This is a genomic window from Legionella rowbothamii, from assembly GCF_900639985.1.
GTDB lineage: Bacteria > Pseudomonadota > Gammaproteobacteria > Legionellales > Legionellaceae > Legionella > Legionella rowbothamii.
The window spans coordinates 231956-251970 of the sequence record NZ_CAAAIM010000006.1; the positions used below are offsets into that span (position 1 = coordinate 231956).

Here is a 20015-nt window from a genome sequence, read left to right on the forward strand (position 1 = left end):
TTGAGATGTCATATGAATTTTAAAATTACCGAACATTATGCAAGAGGCGAAGAAAAACTTATTGCTGAATTTAATGAATTAAATGACGCAAAATTTTTTATGACAAAAAAATCATCTATAAATGATGTGGAAAGAAAAAAAGTTATTTATAGACTATATGATGACCATGAACTATTACATGAATTAAATAACGAGAACATTTCCATAACCCATGCCAAATACGCAGAGGGTAATGGTGATTTTAATAATGCAGCCCCATTTATTTTCCAAGTCATGATAAAAACCCTGGATTCTTTAGAAAGAAAAACAATTGCTCAATTTAATGATAAAAATGATGCAATTCTATTTGTCGCTTGTAAATTCGAGAATGATAATACGATGCATGATAATGATTTGCTCTTAATATTTAAGGATAAAATTTCAATTGATACGGTAAACAAAACCATCATTGCAAATCGAAAAAATGAATCTAGTGGATCCAGCGGCAACGAGAAAGGATCAACATATAAGCTAAGCCCATTATCAACCAGGCCAACACCTGGCGGTGGCCCTGCAGATTATTGGGTTAAGAATGAGGATGAGGATGAATAAACAAGTATTGCGCATGGAACAGGTTGTACAGTCGTATGTAGCAGATAAACAATTCATGGGATCAATTCTTGTAGCACAACATGGGCATATTATTCTGGATAAAGGTTATGGCTACGCCAATCTTGAGTGGCAAATACCTAATACAACAACTACAAAATTTCGCATCGCCTCCCTCACAAAGCAGTTTACAGCCGTAGCGATTTTATTGCTTGAAGAACAGGGTAAGCTTAAAATAAGCGATTTCATTAATAAATACATGCCAGATGCACCTTCTGCTTGGGAAAAGGTATCTCTCTTCCATTTGTTAAACCACACTTCTGGAATTCCTAGTTACACCAGTTTCCCAGACTTTGCTGCATTTACTACAAGTACCAAAACACCAGAACAACAAATCGATTTTTTTCGCAACAAACCATTAAATTTCCAACCCGGTTCAGACTTTGAGTACAACAACTCGGCCTATGTGCTCCTCGGCTATCTTATCGAAAAAATAAGTGGTCAAAGCTATGCAGATTTTGTTGTTCATAATATCTTCAAACCTCTTGATATGAACGATTCAGGATATGACTCCCATTCTGAGATAATATTACATCGCGCGTCTGGCTATATGGTGAGTCCCAATGGACTTTGTAATGCAGATTACTTAGATATGAGCATCCCCTATTCAGCGGGTTCTCTTTACTCTACTACTCACGATTTGCTGCTATGGGAACAAGGATTGTTCGGAGGACAAATACTATCACCGACATCACTAGAGAAAATGATTGAACCTTTTAAAAATGATTATGGCTTCGGAGTAAGAATACATTCTTTAGATGGGCATAAATCAATAACACATGCCGGTGGCACCAGTGGATTCAATACAAAACTAATCTACTCGCCAGATGACAAGTTGACAGTAATCGTACTGGCCAACCTAAATGCATTAGGTTATGTTGCGCAGGATCTAGCTTTGAAAATGGTAACCATAGCTCATGGCAAAGCGGTTGTATTACCCTCAGAGAAAGAAGAAATAAATGTATCATCTGAAACACTTGCTCAATATGTTGGTACATATAACATTGAGCCTTATGTTGGTGCATACGGCTTAACACCCTTAAAGCAACTGGTTATTTCTCTAGAAAATGGCTACTTAGTGGCGCAAGAAACAAATCAACCAAAAACACAACTTTTTCCCGAATCAGAAACTAAATTTTTTGGGAAAATACCAGACATCCAAATTAATTTTTTCAAAAATAAACAAGGTCAAGTCTCTCACTTGGAATTGCACCAGGATGGGGAAGTTTCAACTGGAATAAATCATCAGCTATGAAAACTGCCTATGAATCCACTTTTTAAATTATGAAATAACTGGAATTTTCATTATGCCCAAAAGCACCGTTCATCACCCCATAAACAAACCCAATTTTTTCTTAATAACAGGTGGCCCAGGCGCTGGGAAAACCTCTGTATTAAATGAATTAAACAAACAAGGCCAACTTGTTGTGCCTGAAGTAGCTCGCAAAATTATCCAAGCTCAAAATGCCGTTGGTGGCAATGCAACACATTCTGGCAATAGAGATAATTTTTGTGATTTAATGCTTGAACAGTCCATAGCAGATTTTAAAAGAATGGAGCTGGTGAATCAGCCCGTTTTTTTTGACCGTGGCATTCCGGACTTATATGGTTATTCCCAACGATTTTGTGGCAAAATAAATACCGAAATAGTGCGAGCCACTCAGCAATATCGATATAGCACTTCAGTTTTTATCTTCCCACCATGGCCTGAGATATATAAACATGATTTGGAAAGACAACAAGATTTTCAGGAAGCAATAGAAACCTGGAAAGCGATTAAGGAAGCACATACTGTCTGTGGCTATGACTTAATCGAAGTACCAAAAGATACTATCAAAAATAGGGTTAATTTTATTTTGCAATTAATGAACCTGTATAATCGATGAAAAAGGATTGCCCTAGAAATGCTGTATTATTTATAGTCATTTACTAACGGGCCACCAGAGAGAGCGGTATAAAGAAATATGATTGACCCCATAAAACAACTCAATATATGGATAGATGAGGAGCGTCATAAAGGTGCGCCCAATCCTCAACAAGCAGTCCTGTCTACTGCAACAAAAAAGTCCATTCCCCATGCACGAGTGGTCGCTATTCGTGAGATTAGTGAACAAAGCTTATTGTTTTTCACTCAAAAAGGCACCCGAAAGGTGGCCGAGTTAACCACTAATCCGATTGCTTCGCTCACTTTTTGGTTCGAGTTGTTACAGCGTGAAGTGATTATTGAAGGCGTAGTTGAGTCTTTATTGCCTGAGGAAAATGAACGATATTGGCAAACATATCCCCGCGAGGCGCAGATTAGATTTTATAGCTATGCAGCTACTTCATCCCAACCCATTTTAAACAAGCATCAACTCGAAAAGAAAAAGAAGGACATTGACGTTAATTATCAGGACAAACCGCTACCAATGAGCGAATTTTATTGTGGATTTAGAGTAAAACCTATACGTATGGTATTTTATGCTTATCGCACTGATGAACTATCAGATGTGCTTGAATATCGCTATGTCGATAATAGCTGGATTAAAACGTTGTTATCTCCATAACTTACCTCTTTTTTTGGTTAAATTATTTGGAACGATAACACTCTGAACAATGCTCAATCATTTCATATTATGGTAAAACCGAGAATACTAATGAATTACAAAATTGAACACATTTCAGCTGATGAAGCTGAGCTGTTGTGTCGTCAGATTACAACAGACTTACCTGAATATTTTGGATTGCCAGAGTGTAATGAACATTATGCGCTAGGGGTTCGATCACGCATTAATTTTGCGGCCAGATCAAATGAGACTTATGTGGGGCTATTAAGCCTTGATTTTCCATACCCTGCAAACAGCAATATCTATTGGATGGGAGTTTTACGAGCATTTCATAGCCAAGGAATAGGATACCTATTAATCCAGGAAGCGGTAAAATATGCACGACAACAAAGTGCCTCTACCATGACGGTTGAAACTTTGGCTCCAGCAGAATCTGATGAAAATTATCTAAAAACCTATAACTTTTATAAACATATAAGTTTTAATCCCTTACTGAATTTAAAACCTGCAGGTTATGAATGGAATATGGTTTATATGGCTTTGAATCTAAATCAATTCAAAAGCCGATCACATAATCAAACCATCTCTATAAGGGCATTTGTTGCTGAGGATATTCCCCTTATCGTAAGTAATTTCGCCAAACACCACTGGCCTAAACCGCCATCTACTTTTGAAGCCTACCTTCATGAACAAAAGCTTAATGAACGTATCGTCTGGATCGCTTTTTATAAAAATGAATTTGCTGGTTACATCACACTGAAATGGAATTCTTTATATCAATCATTTAAAAATCAAAGCATCCCTGAAATTATGGATCTAAACGTACTACCCCCTTATCGTAACCATGGAATTGCTACAGCGTTACTTGATATGGCAGAGCTTGAGGCAGTTAAGAAACAAAATAAAGTAGGTATTGGAGTTGGGCTTTATGATGGCTATGGCAGTGCGCAGAGATTGTATATTAAAAGAGGTTATATACCCGATGGGTTAGGTGTTACTTACGATTATAATCATGTTACTCCCGGTGCCGATGTTTGCCTTGATGACGATTTAGTACTTTGGTTTACTAAGGAGTTTTTGTGAAACTAAAAGTGAATTATGACAACTGAACCTGTGTCAGGAAATGACAATCTGAATAAAGAAATCATCCAATGGGGTTGCAAATACCTTTCATCCCATGGGTATACACTTAAAAGCAACCTGCCAGAAAGTGTGCAAGAAACACCTTGGTCTTATGTGGTCCGTTTTGCAACCTCTGATGGTTACATTTATTTGAAACATACTCCAGAGCTCCTTGCATTGGAGGCGACCATTATCCAAACTTTGCATGATCAATTTCATGCTTCTGTTCCAAAAGTTATCGCGCACAATGCTGAGTTAAACTGCTTTTTAATGGAAGATGCGGGCAAATCATTAAGAGGAATGCTAAAGAATAAATTCGATGAAGCATTGCTTTGCAAAGCTATTGACCAATTTACATCACTTCAGATATCAGTTGCAGATCGTGTAGATGTTTTTCTTGATATCGGAGTTCCAGATTGGCGATTAGATAAATTTCCTGATTTATACAAGGAGCTGATTTCACAAAAAGATTTATTGATCGCTGATGGACTATCAGAAATAGAAATTAGTCAGTTGGAGGCGCTGCTTCCAAAAGTTTCACATTTATGTAAAAAATTATCTGACTATTCTATCAAACAAACCATTGTTCAACCTGATTTTAATGACAATAACACGCTCATAGACCATATATCGCAAGATATCACCATCATTGATTTGGGTGAAATAGTGATTTCGCATCCATTTTTTTCACTGTTAAACTGTTTACTACAAATTAAAAAACATCATGCACTAACAGACAAAGATGATACCTATCTGAGGCTCAAGGATTGTTGTCTTAAAAATTATTTGAATTTTGAATCTAAAAAGCACTTATTAGACGCTTTTTCAACGGCACGCATATTATTTTTTATTTATGGTGCATTGAGCAGTAATCGATTGATGAGCGCATGTGATAAGGCAAAATTTACATCATCATTTCAAAGGCATGGAAAACCCAGTAATCCACTGAAAGAATTTATAGCCGCATGTAATGCGAAGGATTAACCATGACATTTAAAGCAAACTGGGAAAAAGTAGATCAGAAAATTCAGCTACCCGTTCAGACTATTGAATCTATGGTAAAGATGGCCTTTCCTAATAAAAAGATATCTTCATATAAGATAATTTCTGGTGGCTGCGCCAATCTAAACATTCAAATCAACCTGGAGCCAGATAACACACTCTATATTTTGCGCGTTTATTTGCGGGACAAAGAGGCTGCATACCGTGAAAAAAATTTGGGCCTTCTTTTAAAAAAAACCATTCCAATACCACATGTTTATTTTATTGGGGATTATGATAATTATCGCTTTGCAATCACGGAATACATCCACGGAATTACCCTCCGTGATCTGTTACTGGGTAATCAATCCTACGACCTGAATTCGATTATGTTTTCTGTAGGGAAGATGCTATCTATCATTCAAACTAACCGCTTTGACTCTGCTGGTTTTTTCAATAAAGAATTAATGGTAGCTGAAATTACAACCAAAGATGCCTTGCTGCAATATGATCAAGAGAGTTTAAATCATACATTAGTGATTCAAACCTTAGGCAACGAAGTCATTACAAAGATAAAGCTACATATAGATCACTTTAAATCTTATATTCCAGATGGTCATGATAATCACTTAGTTCATGGAGACTTTGATCCCGCTAATATTTTGGTTGATAAAAAAAATGGGCAATGGGAAATTACAGGGATTTTAGATTGGGAATTTTCTTTTTCTGGTTCTCCCCTTTGGGATGTGGCCAACATGCTCCGTTATGCACATCAAATGCCTGTCCAATTTGAAGAATCTTTTTTAAAAGGGTTAAAGGAAGGTTATACTCTTCCACCAGACTTTCGCATTAGTATCTACTTACTTAATCTGTCATCCCTACTTGATTGCCTCGCGCGGTGTCCTTATGGTCCACATTCAAATCAGTGTAGTGATATTCGTGCACTTATTAATTTTTTCATCAAGCAACTGGATAATGCATTATGAGTACTCAAAGAATAATTGAAGTTGTTCCTTATAATCCAGAGTGGCAAAATTTATTTAATATGGAAACAAGTCGTATCCAAGAAGCGCTTGGAGAAAATTGTGTTGGCATTCATCACATTGGATCCACTTCTGTGCCAGGTCTAGCAGCGAAACCGGTGATTGATATGATCCCAGTAGTTCGTGACATCATGAAAGTCGACAACTCTAACAATGCTATGCAGCTATTAGGTTATGAAGCAAAGGGTGAGTATGGAATTACATTTAGGCGATACTTTCAGAAAGGGGCTGAATTTAGAACCCATCATGCTCATGTATTTGAAGAAGGCAGTCCTGAAATTGAAAGGCACTTAAAATTTCGTGATTGGATGAGATCCCATCCCACTGACCTGGATGCTTATGCAGCACTGAAGCAAGAATTGGCTAAAAACCATCCCAATGACATCATGGCTTATTGTCTAGGCAAAGAGGAATTTATTGCAGACATTGATAATAAAGCGGGGTGTTTTGGACTTCGCATAGTGAAATCATTAACTCCTCATGAATGGGAAGCAGTGCGTCATTTTCGCCAACACTATTTTTTTGATAAAGTGCCTGTATCAGATCCATATACCTGGACTTTTGAGCACGAAGATCATGTCCACTTTATTCTTTACAAAGGAAGCCAGATTAAGGGTTATGCTCATATTCAATTTTGGCCAGGGCAAAGAGCTGCGCTTCGTATCATGGTGATTGAAGAAGATTCGAGGAATCAGGGAATAGGCGGAGCATTTCTAAAACTTTGTGAACGTTGGCTATATCAACAAGGCCTAGTTGTATTGCAAATGGAGTCTTCACCCGAAGCGAAAAAATTTTATGTGCGCCAAGGATATATCGAAATGCCATTTAACGACCCTGAAAATGGCTTAAGCTTCCCGCAAGATATCCCTATGGGTAAAATGCTAGTTAAAAATAATATTACATAGAGACAGAAAATCATGGCAAAAATGCATGAAAACGAGCTTGAAATAGACGAAGGTCTTGTCCATAAACTTCTTAAATATAAGAGGAAAGACTAGTGACTATTAAAGAGATTCAATTCCAACACAAAATTATTAAAGCAACTCCGGATGATTATCCCATAATCCAACGTATGTGGCCTTTTTATGTCTATGACATGGGGCGTTATTGTGGATTAAACAAGGGTTGGGAGTGTCCAGTAAATCCAGAATTTACTCCAGATGATTTAACCTCTTATTTTATAAACCCAAGAGAAGCATTTCTCATCAAAGTGAAGGATGAACTAGCAGGCTTTATTCTGCTCAATAAAGTAGGAACGCAAACCAATATTGATTGGAATATGGGAGAATTTTTTATCCTTGCAAAATACCAAGGGAAAGGTATTGGGCAAGGAGTTGTTCATGAACTATGGAAAACACACCTAGGGATTTGGGAGATATCGGTAATTCCTGAGAATAAACCCGCTTTAGAGTTTTGGCGTAAAGCCATTTCTACTTTTACAGCAAGTAACTATACCGAAGAAATCAAAGCGATTAAAAAGGACTCACATCAACTAGAACGTTATATTTTAAGCTTTGATACAGACAGCCACTCATCAATTAACAACACTGATGATGACAGCAGCTTAAAAATTTCCTTTGTTGATAGCTTAAGTGATGAGCTTGACAAGCGTATGACAGATGGGTTCATCACTTATGAAACAAGCCATGGAATCGATGTGAATTACAAACGCTTTTCAGTAATACTATCAAAGGAAAATAATATTGTTTGTGGCGTGATCAATGCCTTCACTGCCTTTGCCGAAATCTATGTTGATGATATTTGGGTAGATAGTGCCTATCGTGGCAGAGGGTATGGAAAAAAATTATTACAGACTCTTGAAGATCATTTTAAAGGACAGGGATTTAATAACATCAATCTAGTGACCAGTGCTTTTCAAGCCCCAGACTTTTATAAAAAGTGCGGGTTCACAGCCGAATTTACTCGAGTAAATAAAATTAATCCTCAGCTTTCAAAAACATTCTTTGTGAAATTTTTTGAAGAAGGAATCCAAACTCAAGGTTTACTTAAGTATTCAGAGTAATAATTATAAATAGCAACAAGGATGATTTCGGATAAAAAATGATAACAATTGATCTCCTTAAAAATCACCAAAACTCAATTCCTGGACTTGCCGCAATTTGGCATGAAGTTCTTGGTAAAATATGGGTGCCTGATGTTCCTATTGAACGAATCATTCAAAAATATGACTCCCATTTAAGTGACACTCAATTACCTATAACTTTTGTGGCAATAGATGGTGAGAAGACTATAGGTATGTGTAGTTTAAGAGAAAATGATGGAATACGACCAGACCTAACACCTTGGCTAGGATCACTTGTTGTATCTCCTGCCTACCAAAAACAAGGGATAGCCCCATTGCTTATTGAGACAACCCAACATAAGGCAAAGGATTTGGGTTTTAAAAAAATTTACCTGTTCGCTTTTGATCCCACCATTCCTGATTATTATTCTCGTCTTGGATGGAGCGTAATAGGAATTGATGAATTCAAAGGACACACTGTGACCGTAATGGAGTTTCACTTATGACAAAATCCTTGGATACCTATTTAGATTTATGCACCCAAGTGTATGATTTGAGCAAACCAACTCCTCCTAAGGATGCCTATGACTTCTATTTGAGTTATGTTAGAGAAACTAATGGACCTATTTTAGAGCCGATGTGTGGAACAGGTCGATATCTTCTTCCGTTACATGCAGAAGGATTTCCTATAGAAGGCTTTGATGCCAGTCAAGCCATGTTGGATGCATTACATGCTAAAGCGAAATGCCAGAATATTAATCCTCATGTTTGGCATGGCTTCATAGAAGATCTTAAGATTTCGAAACAGTATGACTTAATCTTTATTCCCAGCGGGTCTTTTGGCTTAATCATTGACTTAGCTGCTATAAAAAATGCTTTAAAAACAATTTATAATCTTTTATCAGATAAAGGCATGTTTGTTTTTGAAGTAGAAACATTGAAAGCCGTACCTAAAGAATTAGGAATTTGGCGCGGTTCCAAGTGGCAAAGACCTGATAATAAGATAATCCTGTTAAGTCAGTTGGCTATGCTTGAGAAGTCTATATGTTATTCTATCGGCAAATATGAACTCGTTGATTCTAATCGTATCGTCCAAACTGAAGTTGAAGAATATAAAATTCGCATTTACGATGACCCTTCCTTATTGCTTAACATACTTAGTGAAGTTGGTTTTAAAGACATCCAATTACTAAAGGCCTTTGATAGAAATGCTCTGTATGAAGAACATGATGAAACTATTGTTTATGAATGCAGAAAATAATCATTAAAAGCGCTCTCCTGGAGTTAATGTGTGAAAAATTATCAGATAGAGTCGATTTGCTCTTACTTTAAACTAGGCATGCCCACAAAGCCTCCCAAAAGAATTTATGGAGGACTACTCCACGTAATGTGGCACCTACAGACTGATAAAAATATTTATGCAGTAAAACAGTTATCCAAGGATATCAATCTTTCAGATGATCATATTGTTGAAAACTATAACCTTACCGAACATATTGCTTCTCAATTTATTCAAAAGGGTATCCCTGCTGTTTGTGCCACTGAACAAGCAGGTAACTATTTATTTATAATCGATGACGTAGGATTTTTGGTGTATCCGTGGATTGTTGCCAAAGCACTGGATAAAGACATTGTATCGGAATCTCCGGCCCTGCAAATTGCAGTGATTTTAGCTCGTTTGCATGAGATTAATCTACAAGTTCCAGAGATTTTAGAGCCCGAATATGATATTCATACAAACGATAATCTTATTGCCTTAACTCAAAGAGCCGAAGAATACCGTTGCTCATTCTCCATGCTTTTAAATATGCATCTTGCAGATTTACTCAGTGCAAATACGGCTTACCATCAGGCGGTTCCAGTTCTTAAAAAACATAGTGTTGTAAGTCATGGTGATTTGGACCAAAAAAATGTTTTATGGGATAAGGCTAATAATCCAATTCTCATTGATTGGGAATGTGCCCGCAAATTGAATCCAACTTATGAAATCGTAAATGGCAGTTTAGATTGGAGTGGGATAACGACACAATTTAATCCCGAGTTGTTCAATAAAATGATTCAGACCTACAAAATCGCTGGAGGCATTATCAACAAATCAGATTTTGAAGCATCGTTCTATGGCGTTTTAGGAAATTGGATAAATTGGTTCGCCTATAACATAGAGCGTTCTTGCAACCCAATAGACTCCGAACAGCGTTTAATGGGAATAGAACAAGTAACCCAAGTTATACCTACAATATTGCGTATAAACGACTTAATTAAAAAGCTAGTATGATTGAGGCGAACCTTAAAAAATGACTTATAAATTATCCTTTGAGAGCAACCCAAATCAAGAAGACATTCAAGTTCTTGGTAATGCTATTATGGAACAAGCTACCCAGATAAAGGGATTTAATCCTTTGGATTTTTTTGCTTTCTTCATCCGTGATGCAGAGAATACCATTGTGGGTGGCAGTAATGGGTGTGCACTTTATGGATGTCTTTATATCGATCAGCTTTGGGTAAGTAATTTGCTACGAAAACAAGGTTGGGGAGCAGCACTTATAGAAGCAGCTCTTCAATATGGTAAAGAAAACGGCTGTACTTTTGCCACCGTCAATACATTTGATTGGGAAGCTCTTGGTTTTTATCAAAAACTTGGTTTTAAGATTGAATTTGAAAGGCATGGATTCCTCAAAGATTCAGTATTTTATTTTTTACGCAAGAATTTCTGATCTTCATATCAATCTTCACCTGGAAGTTTTGGTTTGAGTTTAGTTTGAAAGGGAGATGGTGAACTATGCTCTTTTCCTTGTTGGCTTTCAGTTGCCACTGGATCAACAGGACGTATTTCTTCTAAAACACGGCTTTTGAATCTTTGAGTTATTTCTTGCCCTGTTGGAGCTACTTTATTAGTTTCTGTGTTGTGCTTATGCTCTAAAGTCACCGCTCTATCTTCTGATTCATTACCTAAATCGGAAAGATTATCTTTTCTTGTTGGCTCCATGACCAGCGTTTTTTTCAGTTCAACAGATGAATTAAGCGCAGAAAGCCGAGACTCTACATATTTACCAATAACAGCAGTACGTTCTTCCTCGCCTTCTTTCCATCCAGGCTCTACATTTTTAGCAAGACCAAATTTTTGAAAAAACCAATTAAAGGCATGTTCTAATTTCACTTCTGGACCCACAATTAATTCAGCAAGAACATGTCCATATCCGTGGGGAGACTTATTAAGCTCCTCGTTACCATTAGCAAGTAAAACAACAGAAGATTTGGTTTCCATATCCATTGCAACCCACCCGCGCCACTGGTTCATGTCACCACTATGGAAAGCTGTTGTGACCTTACCTTGCTCATCTAATTGCAATCCAAAACCTAATCCCCATGCGAGGTGTTGTCTGTCTTTATCTGATACCTTCAAATCTTTAGCCCATTGATCTTTCATCAAGGATATTTGAGGCTTAAAAGCTTCATGCAATGTTTCATTTTTATGAGTATGCTCTGTAACAGAAGTTACCTCAGCAAGTTGCTCATCTGATAGTCTATTAATTGGTTTATCTTCAGTTACATCAGCGAATCTATGCTGTAGTTCCTCTAATTTGGACTGATCTAATTTGATCTGGCGCAGAGTATTATCTAACTTATTGTAGTAAAAAAAGCCCGTTTCAGTAAGAATATATCGTGAGGTTATTGAGTCTTTTTGATTTTCATTTGTCGGATTTTCAGACATTTTTATCAGACCACATACTTGCATCCAGGCTGAGGTTAAACGAGCATAATCACTTGGCGTAGTATGTAGGGTATTCGCTGCATGGGATTTATCCTCAGTACTTCCGGGAGCTACAAAGCTGCTATGTGCCATATTCAAAGGTTGAAAAATCTCTGCCTTGGCAAGCTTTTCAAGTGACATGTTTTGATCTTTTTCGATGGCCTTTTGTAAATAATATAAGGCCGTATTTCCATAAGAATAGGCTGTTCCTGGTGGAAACTCCAATATTGGTGCGCCATTAATAGGTATGCCTGAACTGTGAGATAAAACCATACGAGGAGTTATTTTATTTGCTTCTTCAATAAAATCTTTACTAACTTCCTTACCTAAATTATTTTTATAGAAGTCTTGTATTGGTAGAATTTCTGAAATTGGGGTGTCTAAAGTAAATGGCTTGGTAAATTTTTTATCAGATATCATTTTAAGTACTAAATAGGAAAATACAGCCTTACTAAGGGATGCAGCTCCAAAAATTGTATCTGGCTCTACTTTGGCTCCTGGAGTTTCAAAGTATACATCGGTTTTTCCTATTACCTCGGGTCTAATAGGCTCTCCTGGTTTAAAATAGGCAATAGATGCACCTGGAATTCCTCCTTTAATCATTCTCTCATCAATTTCTTCTTTATTCTTCATAGTTATTTTATTCGCAAGGTGTCGTTAATTTATTATACAATATTTTAGTGTAACTGATTTTGAACTACCCCACTTGTTACAATTTTTTTACGATATAATTTGTCAAATTCTATAAAGAACCATAGAGGCATACAGAATGAGCACAGTTAATATATTGGTTGATAATAGTCCTAGTGATGAAAGTAATGCTCGCTTAAGAAATGGAATAGTAGATTTTAATGCTAAATACCTCCATGAAAAAGCCAGTCCGTTTAGTATTTTCGCGCAAAACAATAAAAATGAGATCATAGGTGGTGCTACTATTTGGGAGCATAGTGATGCATTTTACATTGACATATTATGGGTTGATGAGAATTACAGAGAACAAGGTGTAGGATCTCGATTACTCAATGAACTATTTAATCAAGCAACCATTAAGCATGTAAAAAAAATCTTTGTTGATACCTATGAGTTTCAGGCCGTTGATTTTTATAAAAAACAAGGTTTTTTCGTAATTGGACGACTTGAAGACTATTTATTAGGGCATGACAGAATTTATTTAAGAAAAAACTTAGGTTAATTAAAAAAATTATTTCTATTACTAATTACTCCTACTGTATGTGTGACAATTTTTCCGTCCAGAGAGGTAGCAGCCTGTGTAACAGAAATAAAACTAAGTGATCCTGATACTACAGAACAACTCAGCGATATTGTGACTAAATATAATCCTTTGAGAACTACACCTAATCCAGATAATCAGTAACACTCACGGGGATACCTCCGATAATGCCAAGAGAATTAGAACCAATTCCTTATCTTAAATTTATTTCACTCACCAATAAACAGAAAGAACCAGTCTATTAACCTTGAAGCTGCAACTCCTTCAAGATAGATAAATCCACTAACTACCTGACTCAGCAGTAATGTATTCACATCCAATATTTCTGCAAGGGTTTTCAAATCATAATTACCGTGTGTCAGAATAAATTCAATTAAATATTTTTGCGCTTCTTTTCTACGCTCAAAATGTACACCAACTTCTGATGCACAAACTTCGGCTAAACATCCCATGTAACAATCTCCCGTTTATTCCAACAACAGGGGCTTATTCATTACCCCTGAAAGCAGTAAAACATACTGTAGTGGGTAAAAAAATTAGTTTTTTTACCTAGAGAATGTTGGGAATAAAATGCAGAATTGTATTACTAATAGTCAATATAAACTTTTAGTCCAGGGCGTATGTTAAGCAGTAATTGTTTCAATTATTGTGTTTTCTGGTGCTTTTGTATTATCAATGAGATTACGAATTTTTCCAGCAATGAAATACAAAAATACTGCGGCTACCAATGCCCATACCCCAAGCTGATTAAATACATAAAGATAATCAGCATTCGTCGATAAAGGCTCAATAGAATCAGTTTTCATCATCGCGTTAGAAAAATAAGTTGATAAAGAAGCTGAAACACCAGAAACCATCATCCAGGTACCCATTAAAATTCCTTGTAACTTGGGAGGGGCGATTCGTCCAATCATTGCATATCCTACTGGACCAATAAGTAACTCAGCAATGGATTGAGTCACTAAATGCAATATCACCCAATTAATACTGCTAAAACCATTACTATCAGAAAACATCACACCACACGCTAATAAAAAGAAAGAAAGTGCCAGAAATATAAAGGCCCATACAAACTGCATCGAAACTGAGAAATTAAAGCCTTTTGATTGTAACTTGTTAATAACTAGTGCAGTAATTGGTGCGCCCACAATGATAATTATGGCATTGATATTTAAAATCCATTGAGTTGCCAATTCATAACTTAAAATATGCTTATCAACATTATTTTTAATGAATATGGTTATACCCATGGGACCAGTGTAATAGATCATCCAGAAGATTATAGAAGTTACCGTCAGGATTAAATAAGCTTTAATTTTTTGTTTATCTGCCTTAAGAGTTTGCTTCTGTCCTAAAAAAACAATAACAAAGAACATGATAATACTTACCACCAACACCATTCCGTTACTAAAATCCGCTGAGTTAAAACAGACCATCAGGAAAGGGACAAGTAGAACGGTGCCTATTATACCTAACAAATGCTTCAGTCTCCGGCTACTACGATCCTTCAATTCCATCAAAGGTGTATTTTTATCAGCAAGATCAGCCCAACTAAATGCCATTAAAAGTAACGTAATAATATTGATAAAGAGGCTTGCGTAAAATATTTGTTGATATTGATTAGAATAATCATAAAACCCACTAATAATAAAACCTGCAAAAAACCCAACATTCATTGCTGAATAGCTCATAAAGAAGGCTTTATCCCGTCTATTATCATCAGGGTCAAAGCGCTGGGTTAAAATAGTGTTATAACAAGTGGTATTAAGTCCACATCCCACTAAAAATAAACTTAAGCCCAAATAAAGAGTTGAGGCTTGGGAAAAAATCAAAAACAAAATACCCAAACTTTGTATGATGGTAGTAATAAAAAATAAGGCACGATTGCTAAGATAACGCCCTCCCATTAATCCACCTACCAAATGCAGTACGAAATTAAAGGCTAAAAATAGGCCAACGATACTATTTGAAACCGTATTGGATAAACCAAGCTGTTTCGTAATATAGAGTGATAGGGACGAATAGAGAATAGCGAATGAAAATGTTGAAAAAGCTTGTATAAAATATAGCGGGGTCACTCCCTTCGGCATTCGTTGCAATGATTTAATCATTTTTTCTCCCTGGATTCCTTTTGGTGGGTGACTCTATCATTAAAATTGGCTAGTATTAAGTCTTTTCAACATTTATCTATTTTTATAAATTGCGATAATTGTAAGTGCATTGATTTATAAGGTGTTTAGGAATGAACAGCATTCAAAAAGTTTCATGGGAAGAAATCAAGCACAAAGTAAAGACAATTAACCCCTCTATATACCAAGTAATTGAGCAAATTACTCCTGATGATGGCATCCCATTTTTTCTTGCCAAATATGAGTTCGGTGAACATTTTGGTGTCAAAAATCATGCTTACTTACCAACTGCTTCGGGCAAATTAGAAAAAATTGATAGCAAGCATACTGACAAAGAACTTTTTGAGCACTTAGGCTATGGTAAAAATAGCCTGCCTTTAGGCATGATCCTGGATAAATATTGTGAGTGGCATTACTTTGGAGAAAATGAGCGTATATTTCCTGACTGTGTACAAGGTCCGGGCGCTATTTTCAATATGCAAGTTGTGTTTGATGAAGACAAAACTATTGATAACAACGTGTTATCAGTATCCTCCGGTGCATTATCATCGTTCCTGTTACCTAATATTGGTTGCCAAAGAAAACACGTAAGAATTCAAAAACATTTTAATGTATCCGTTTCAGCACCTAAATCACCTTATGAGCACTACCAGATATTCAAAGAAATTCTGCAGGATAAGAATACTCAACCCAATTGGTATAGCCAAATTCTTTATTTTTCAGAGCAATTTATTAAGGAAGTCCAAAACAATGATAAATGGCTTAAGTTAAAACTCTATTTTTCAGAGTCATTGAGAAAAAAAATCACCCAACATACTTATGATGCTTCCTGTAACGATCTGTTTTTAAGCGCAAAAAAAGTTAATCGGTTCAGACCCACTCCTTTTATTATGGATACGGCGAAATATATCTTTAATATTTGTATGGGATCAGGGATCGGAGTTAAACCGGCTATTGATGACCAATATTTCCCAGTTCAAACTATCCAAAAAATTTATAATCAATGTTATGGCCTTGAATATACACCTACACTAATGGTCCCTTCTTCTTTGAGTGAAAAAAATGACAGCGTTTATTATCCATTGCAATGTCCTTTTGCCAAAATAAATACTTTTAAAACAAACCAAAGTAACAGCACATTAACTGAACTGGAAACCCTGAAAAATGTTTTACTTGCCTATCAAGAGGAATTTACAGAAGAGAATGGCGATGCCTTTGGAAGCTCTCTCTATCAAGTGAGCATGGAAACCGAATTTTCATTTTACCATTACAAATCTACAGGGAAACAAACAATAAAAAATCCATTAGAACTTTTAGAGTCTGACAAACGGTTTTCTTTTTCACATTGTGATGACGCCACCAGCTTTTCCAGTGATGCCAAATTATTTAGAGGGTGTGTGCGACTTGTTAGATAGCTTAAAGTTCTGAGCATCCATTTCTAAAAGATCCAGATATTTTTGACTAACACCTTGCTGTGATATGGGGGGTATATAGAGAGTTGAAACTGCGGTAACCACAGCTTGTTTTAATTCTCGTAGTTTAATCCATTCGATTCTTGGTTTTTGTGTAGGCAGAATGGATGCTTCATAAATACACACTAACTGTTCATCAAGATAATAAGTTCGAAGGTAATCACATAGAATATTTAGTTTTTGAGTTTGTTTTGTGTCATGCATACCCAGATTAGAAATCTGCCAAAGAATGATGTGCGCATATACATCTACTCGCCTTTCATAAATTAGCAACTCTGTTGCATCAATTGCAAAACAACCTTGATCGCCAGGATCAACTTGTAAATCTGAAAAGAGACAATCCATAGAGGATACTGCTGGCAATATTACTGCATTCCCATTCTCAGCCCTGATTCTTTTTACCGCACTCAAGGCAGATTCAGCAAAAACCGTAGGATGCCCATAAAAAACCACACAAAGGGTTTTAACCCGTTGATATTCGCTAATAATATGGGTGGTGATATTGTGATAAGCATCAACTCGTTTATCAGAATTAAAATAAATGGCCTCTAAGGACTCAGCTTCTTTAGCCTCACGACCAATCCATTCTTTCAGGCTGTCTTCATTAACTAAATATAAAACCTTATCCGCTCTTTGAATGACTCGTTTAGTCTCTTCCGTCAAATGAGCAATCGACTTTATTCCAGAACCTACAACAATAAGTGTGTGCATTTAATTATTTTATCATTACAATTTTATTTGCATTTGGTTGTTGAGGTTGATTTAAAGAAAGCTCTAAATTCATGTTTGCTTTCTGCACTTCTAAACATGTTTCTGAATTTTCAGCATTATCGAAATACTCAATACCTACCGTCTTTTCTATTACATTTAGTAAATTCATCCCTATTTCCTCTGTAATAATAGATCCTGTAGTCAATTGTATAAACAATCCGAGTAAAGGTATAGCGCTTATAAAAAAAATTTAAGAATAAATATTGCATGAAAATACTCGTTATGATTAAATAAATGCACGAATCGAGCATTTTTATAGATGGAAATATAGAAATATCATGCTAGGAGTTAATTATGCTGCAGACCGAATTCAAACAACAAATTTTATTTATGGGTGATATCGAACAAATCATCGGGGTCAACCGAATCACTCTTCGACGATGGTGGTTAACTGGGAAATTTCCCAAACCGATTAAATTAAACGGTTCACTTTTATCCTGGCACTTTGAAGTGATCCAACAATGGATCAATCAACATATGAACATCACTAATGAATTGAACTCTCCAGCTCAATAGTCCCATAATCTAGATCTTTTAAAACAGGCAATTGCCTGTTTTTTTTGCTTATAATAATTCTTGAAAAATTTATTTTCGCCACTTTTGATTTCAAATTTTTCATTTGTCCAAGGGATTTAAAATCAATGTATGTTTTGCTTTATTCATAATACTTCTGCATTACTGCCTTAATACCCGACATATCGAGACCATTTGATGATGAAAAATCAATAAGATCCGCCTCTATAAACTGTAGGAGAATTTGAGCCTGTTCGGTAATACTCTTAATCTTATGAAAGAGCCTATTCTTGCTAGTTTCAAAGTACAAATCATCCCTGTTTTGAGGCATGCATTTATGCACTAACCAATTCCTTTCCGATAAAAAAATCTCTAAATTTTGCAGCAGTGACTCAGAGTATATACCCTCTTTTTTCGCAAGATTGATAGCTCTCCCAAGGGTATAAAAGCGATATCCTTCTAAAAGCTCATTGGCTTTTATTAAAGGCATACTATAAGGTTTTTTCACATCCCTTTTTAATGTGATTGAATGACTAAGTGCATCTTCTAAATGCTGAACCATGCATAAAGCCTCCCCGACCAAGCAGTACAATTTGATTGGCTCTACCCCAATTAAGGGGGCACTTTAATCAAGTTAGTCTAGACTAACTAATTGATTTCGCGATCAAATTGGAGATTAAAGTGCCCAAGTATAATCTTATCTTAAATTTACCTGGTTTTACCATACAAAAAGTAAGTGGCTATCAACCACTTATATTAGACATATCCTATCATCGGTTACCTCGTTGTGCCCATTGTCACAGTAAAGAGGTGCGAAAGAAGGCCTCCTATACTCGAATGGTGTCGCATGAACTAATTGGCCATCGTCGCAGTCTATTACGCTTCAAGGCTTATAAACTCTACTGCAATACATGCAAGCGTTATGGTAATCAACAATTTCCTGGTATTAATAAACATCAACGCTCAACCTGGCGCTTACAGGCTGCAGTGTTTCATGATCATACACGCGGTATTTCTCAAAAAGACCTTGCCCAACAATTTAATAAAGGAAAAGCCACCATTGAACGTTGGTATCATCGCCATTATCAGGAGCAAGCAAGAGAGCTCATGAACACACCATGTCCCGTAGTCCTTGGCATTGATGAACACTTTTTTAGCCGAAAACAGGGCTTTGCCACAACGCTTTGTGACCTTAAAAAGCATAAGATTTTTGACATTGTTAAAGGAAGAAGTGAAGCAGACCTATCCAGTTATCTTGCTTCTCTAGTAGGGAAGGAACGCGTTAAAGTAGTCTGTATGGATTTAAGTAGTACGTACCGCTCCATTGTTAAAAAACATTTTCCCAATGCAAAAATAGTGGCCGATCGTTTTCATGTCATTCGCTTGCTGCAACATCAATGTATGATGACTTACCGCGAGCTATCGAGCCAAGTAAAAAGTAACCGAGGTATATTAGCTTTACTGCGTACACGACCTGATAGATTGACTCCTCAAAGAAGGATTAAGCGTGATGCATTTCTTGAAGACAATCCAGCTATAAACGCTATATATCAGTTCCAGCAACAAGTTCATTCATTGCTCCTACACAAGTCCATGAATAAGGATTGGTGTAAAAAAATGATTCCTCAGTTTTTAAATATGCTTGATGACCTGAAAAGTAGTCCATTTAAAGCGTTGGCAGCTCTCGGAAAAACATTCTGGCTCTACCCCAAATAAGGGGGCATTTTAATCAAGTTAGTCTAGACTAACCCTTTGATTTGACGGTCAAAAGGAAGATTAAAATGC

The 20015-nt window shown here is 36.3% G+C and carries 22 protein-coding genes and 1 pseudogene; 17 read left to right on the forward strand and 6 right to left on the reverse strand.

All coding sequences use genetic code 11. From position 1 onward, the window contains the following. Window positions 1–12 precede the first annotated feature (12 nt). The 13 genes from E1P08_RS11765 (at window position 13) to E1P08_RS11825 (ending at window position 11077) form a co-directional block, all read left to right on the forward strand. Complete coding sequence (locus tag E1P08_RS11765; protein WP_133137202.1) at window positions 13–591, forward strand: hypothetical protein; 579 nt, start codon at window positions 13–15, stop codon at window positions 589–591. Continuing rightward, window positions 584–1903 (forward strand): serine hydrolase, encoded by a 1320-nt coding sequence (locus E1P08_RS11770; RefSeq protein WP_165485164.1) that lies wholly within the window; start codon window positions 584–586, stop codon window positions 1901–1903. The genes E1P08_RS11765 and E1P08_RS11770 overlap by 8 nt, the downstream gene beginning before the upstream one ends. A 52-nt stretch (window positions 1904–1955) precedes the next feature. Beyond that, window positions 1956–2534 (forward strand): AAA family ATPase, encoded by a 579-nt coding sequence (locus E1P08_RS11775; protein ID WP_133137204.1) that lies wholly within the window; start codon window positions 1956–1958, stop codon window positions 2532–2534. Window positions 2535–2612: 78 nt separating this feature from the next. Then, complete coding sequence (locus tag E1P08_RS11780) at window positions 2613–3194, forward strand: pyridoxine/pyridoxamine 5'-phosphate oxidase (protein WP_133137205.1); 582 nt, start codon at window positions 2613–2615, stop codon at window positions 3192–3194. Window positions 3195–3284: 90 nt separating this feature from the next. Beyond that, entirely contained in the window at window positions 3285–4277 is a 993-nt protein-coding gene (locus tag E1P08_RS11785) for a GNAT family N-acetyltransferase (RefSeq protein WP_133137206.1), read from the forward strand. A gap of 15 nt (window positions 4278–4292) precedes the next feature. Continuing rightward, entirely contained in the window at window positions 4293–5300 is a 1008-nt protein-coding gene (locus E1P08_RS11790) for a phosphotransferase (RefSeq protein ID WP_133137207.1), read from the forward strand. Between the two features lie 2 nt (window positions 5301–5302). Further along, the gene (locus E1P08_RS11795; protein WP_133137208.1) at window positions 5303–6283 is read left to right on the forward strand and encodes a phosphotransferase family protein; all 981 of its coding nucleotides are present in this window, start codon (window positions 5303–5305) and stop codon (window positions 6281–6283) included. Then, window positions 6280–7245, forward strand: coding sequence for a bifunctional GrpB family protein/GNAT family N-acetyltransferase (locus E1P08_RS11800; protein WP_133137209.1), 966 nt, complete (start codon window positions 6280–6282; stop codon window positions 7243–7245). The genes E1P08_RS11795 and E1P08_RS11800 overlap by 4 nt, the downstream gene beginning before the upstream one ends. A gap of 92 nt (window positions 7246–7337) precedes the next feature. Further along, complete coding sequence (locus E1P08_RS11805; RefSeq protein WP_242602448.1) at window positions 7338–8363, forward strand: GNAT family N-acetyltransferase; 1026 nt, start codon at window positions 7338–7340, stop codon at window positions 8361–8363. A 38-nt stretch (window positions 8364–8401) separates the two neighbouring features. Next, the gene (locus tag E1P08_RS11810; RefSeq protein WP_133137210.1) at window positions 8402–8869 is read left to right on the forward strand and encodes a GNAT family N-acetyltransferase; all 468 of its coding nucleotides are present in this window, start codon (window positions 8402–8404) and stop codon (window positions 8867–8869) included. After that, window positions 8866–9624: a class I SAM-dependent methyltransferase gene (locus tag E1P08_RS11815; RefSeq protein WP_133137211.1), complete on the forward strand. Its 759-nt coding sequence runs from the start codon at window positions 8866–8868 to the stop codon at window positions 9622–9624. The genes E1P08_RS11810 and E1P08_RS11815 overlap by 4 nt, the downstream gene beginning before the upstream one ends. A gap of 30 nt (window positions 9625–9654) precedes the next feature. Then, on the forward strand, window positions 9655–10638 hold the full coding sequence (locus tag E1P08_RS11820) for an aminoglycoside phosphotransferase family protein (RefSeq protein WP_133137212.1): 984 nt from the start codon (window positions 9655–9657) through the stop codon (window positions 10636–10638). Between the two features lie 19 nt (window positions 10639–10657). Further along, a complete protein-coding gene (locus tag E1P08_RS11825; RefSeq protein ID WP_133137213.1) occupies window positions 10658–11077 on the forward strand; it encodes a GNAT family N-acetyltransferase in 420 nt (139 codons plus the stop codon). An 8-nt stretch (window positions 11078–11085) separates the two neighbouring features. Here E1P08_RS11825 and E1P08_RS11830 read toward each other — a convergent pair whose 3' ends face one another. Next, window positions 11086–12747: a serine hydrolase domain-containing protein gene (locus E1P08_RS11830; RefSeq protein ID WP_133137214.1), complete on the reverse strand. Its 1662-nt coding sequence runs from the start codon at window positions 12745–12747 to the stop codon at window positions 11086–11088. A gap of 136 nt (window positions 12748–12883) precedes the next feature. Between E1P08_RS11830 and E1P08_RS11835 the strand changes: the two genes are divergently transcribed. After that, on the forward strand, window positions 12884–13306 hold the full coding sequence (locus E1P08_RS11835; protein WP_133137215.1) for a GNAT family N-acetyltransferase: 423 nt from the start codon (window positions 12884–12886) through the stop codon (window positions 13304–13306). A 248-nt stretch (window positions 13307–13554) separates the two neighbouring features. Here the strand turns inward: E1P08_RS11835 and E1P08_RS11840 are convergent, their stop codons facing one another. Beyond that, window positions 13555–13797 carry a hypothetical protein gene (locus E1P08_RS11840; RefSeq protein ID WP_133137216.1) on the reverse strand — a complete coding sequence of 81 codons (243 nt, stop codon included), beginning with the start codon at window positions 13795–13797 and terminating at the stop codon, window positions 13555–13557. Between the two features lie 171 nt (window positions 13798–13968). Continuing rightward, window positions 13969–15456, reverse strand: coding sequence for a peptide MFS transporter (locus tag E1P08_RS11845; RefSeq protein WP_133137217.1), 1488 nt, complete (start codon window positions 15454–15456; stop codon window positions 13969–13971). A 131-nt stretch (window positions 15457–15587) separates the two neighbouring features. Between E1P08_RS11845 and E1P08_RS11850 the strand changes: the two genes are divergently transcribed. After that, a complete protein-coding gene (locus E1P08_RS11850) occupies window positions 15588–16889 on the forward strand; it encodes a hypothetical protein (RefSeq protein WP_133137218.1) in 1302 nt (433 codons plus the stop codon). Here E1P08_RS11850 and E1P08_RS11855 read toward each other — a convergent pair. Then, entirely contained in the window at window positions 16857–17657 is an 801-nt protein-coding gene (locus E1P08_RS11855; protein WP_133137219.1) for an SAM-dependent methyltransferase, read from the reverse strand. The genes E1P08_RS11850 and E1P08_RS11855 overlap by 33 nt on opposite strands. 4 nt (window positions 17658–17661) lie before the next feature. Beyond that, window positions 17662–17826 (reverse strand): hypothetical protein, encoded by a 165-nt coding sequence (locus tag E1P08_RS17195; RefSeq protein WP_165485165.1) that lies wholly within the window; start codon window positions 17824–17826, stop codon window positions 17662–17664. A 185-nt stretch (window positions 17827–18011) separates the two neighbouring features. Between E1P08_RS17195 and E1P08_RS11860 the strand changes: the two genes are divergently transcribed. Beyond that, window positions 18012–18233 carry a helix-turn-helix transcriptional regulator gene (locus tag E1P08_RS11860; RefSeq protein ID WP_045096288.1) on the forward strand — a complete coding sequence of 74 codons (222 nt, stop codon included), beginning with the start codon at window positions 18012–18014 and terminating at the stop codon, window positions 18231–18233. A gap of 139 nt (window positions 18234–18372) precedes the next feature. On the opposite strand, the gene E1P08_RS11865 is transcribed toward E1P08_RS11860, so the two are convergent. Continuing rightward, window positions 18373–18792, reverse strand: coding sequence for a hypothetical protein (locus E1P08_RS11865; RefSeq protein WP_133137220.1), 420 nt, complete (start codon window positions 18790–18792; stop codon window positions 18373–18375). A 119-nt stretch (window positions 18793–18911) separates the two neighbouring features. On the opposite strand from E1P08_RS11865, the pseudogene E1P08_RS11870 reads away from it, so the two are divergent. Next, window positions 18912–19925: pseudogene (locus E1P08_RS11870) on the forward strand (ISL3 family transposase); the annotation flags it as partial. Between the last annotated feature and the right edge of the window lie 90 nt (window positions 19926–20015).

Bases quoted from the DNA above. Each gene is read 5' to 3' on its own strand.
- E1P08_RS11860 (WP_045096288.1), top strand. From the start codon at position 18,012: ATGCTGCAGACCGAATTCAAACAACAAATTTTATTTATGGGTGATATC.
- E1P08_RS17195 (WP_165485165.1), bottom strand. From the start codon at position 17,826: ATGAATTTACTAAATGTAATAGAAAAGACGGTAGGTATTGAGTATTTC.
- E1P08_RS11850 (WP_133137218.1), top strand. From the start codon at position 15,588: ATGAACAGCATTCAAAAAGTTTCATGGGAAGAAATCAAGCACAAAGTA.
- E1P08_RS11855 (WP_133137219.1), bottom strand. From the start codon at position 17,657: ATGCACACACTTATTGTTGTAGGTTCTGGAATAAAGTCGATTGCTCAT.
- E1P08_RS11780 (WP_133137205.1), top strand. From the start codon at position 2,613: ATGATTGACCCCATAAAACAACTCAATATATGGATAGATGAGGAGCGT.
- E1P08_RS11815 (WP_133137211.1), top strand. From the start codon at position 8,866: ATGACAAAATCCTTGGATACCTATTTAGATTTATGCACCCAAGTGTAT.
- E1P08_RS11825 (WP_133137213.1), top strand. From the start codon at position 10,658: ATGACTTATAAATTATCCTTTGAGAGCAACCCAAATCAAGAAGACATT.
- E1P08_RS11770 (WP_165485164.1), top strand. From the start codon at position 584: ATGAATAAACAAGTATTGCGCATGGAACAGGTTGTACAGTCGTATGTA.
- E1P08_RS11810 (WP_133137210.1), top strand. From the start codon at position 8,402: ATGATAACAATTGATCTCCTTAAAAATCACCAAAACTCAATTCCTGGA.
- E1P08_RS11865 (WP_133137220.1), bottom strand. From the start codon at position 18,792: ATGGTTCAGCATTTAGAAGATGCACTTAGTCATTCAATCACATTAAAA.
- E1P08_RS11830 (WP_133137214.1), bottom strand. From the start codon at position 12,747: ATGAAGAATAAAGAAGAAATTGATGAGAGAATGATTAAAGGAGGAATT.
- E1P08_RS11785 (WP_133137206.1), top strand. From the start codon at position 3,285: ATGAATTACAAAATTGAACACATTTCAGCTGATGAAGCTGAGCTGTTG.
- E1P08_RS11795 (WP_133137208.1), top strand. From the start codon at position 5,303: ATGACATTTAAAGCAAACTGGGAAAAAGTAGATCAGAAAATTCAGCTA.
- E1P08_RS11790 (WP_133137207.1), top strand. From the start codon at position 4,293: ATGACAACTGAACCTGTGTCAGGAAATGACAATCTGAATAAAGAAATC.
- E1P08_RS11840 (WP_133137216.1), bottom strand. From the start codon at position 13,797: ATGGGATGTTTAGCCGAAGTTTGTGCATCAGAAGTTGGTGTACATTTT.
- E1P08_RS11835 (WP_133137215.1), top strand. From the start codon at position 12,884: ATGAGCACAGTTAATATATTGGTTGATAATAGTCCTAGTGATGAAAGT.
- E1P08_RS11765 (WP_133137202.1), top strand. From the start codon at position 13: ATGAATTTTAAAATTACCGAACATTATGCAAGAGGCGAAGAAAAACTT.
- E1P08_RS11845 (WP_133137217.1), bottom strand. From the start codon at position 15,456: ATGATTAAATCATTGCAACGAATGCCGAAGGGAGTGACCCCGCTATAT.
- E1P08_RS11775 (WP_133137204.1), top strand. From the start codon at position 1,956: ATGCCCAAAAGCACCGTTCATCACCCCATAAACAAACCCAATTTTTTC.
- E1P08_RS11800 (WP_133137209.1), top strand. From the start codon at position 6,280: ATGAGTACTCAAAGAATAATTGAAGTTGTTCCTTATAATCCAGAGTGG.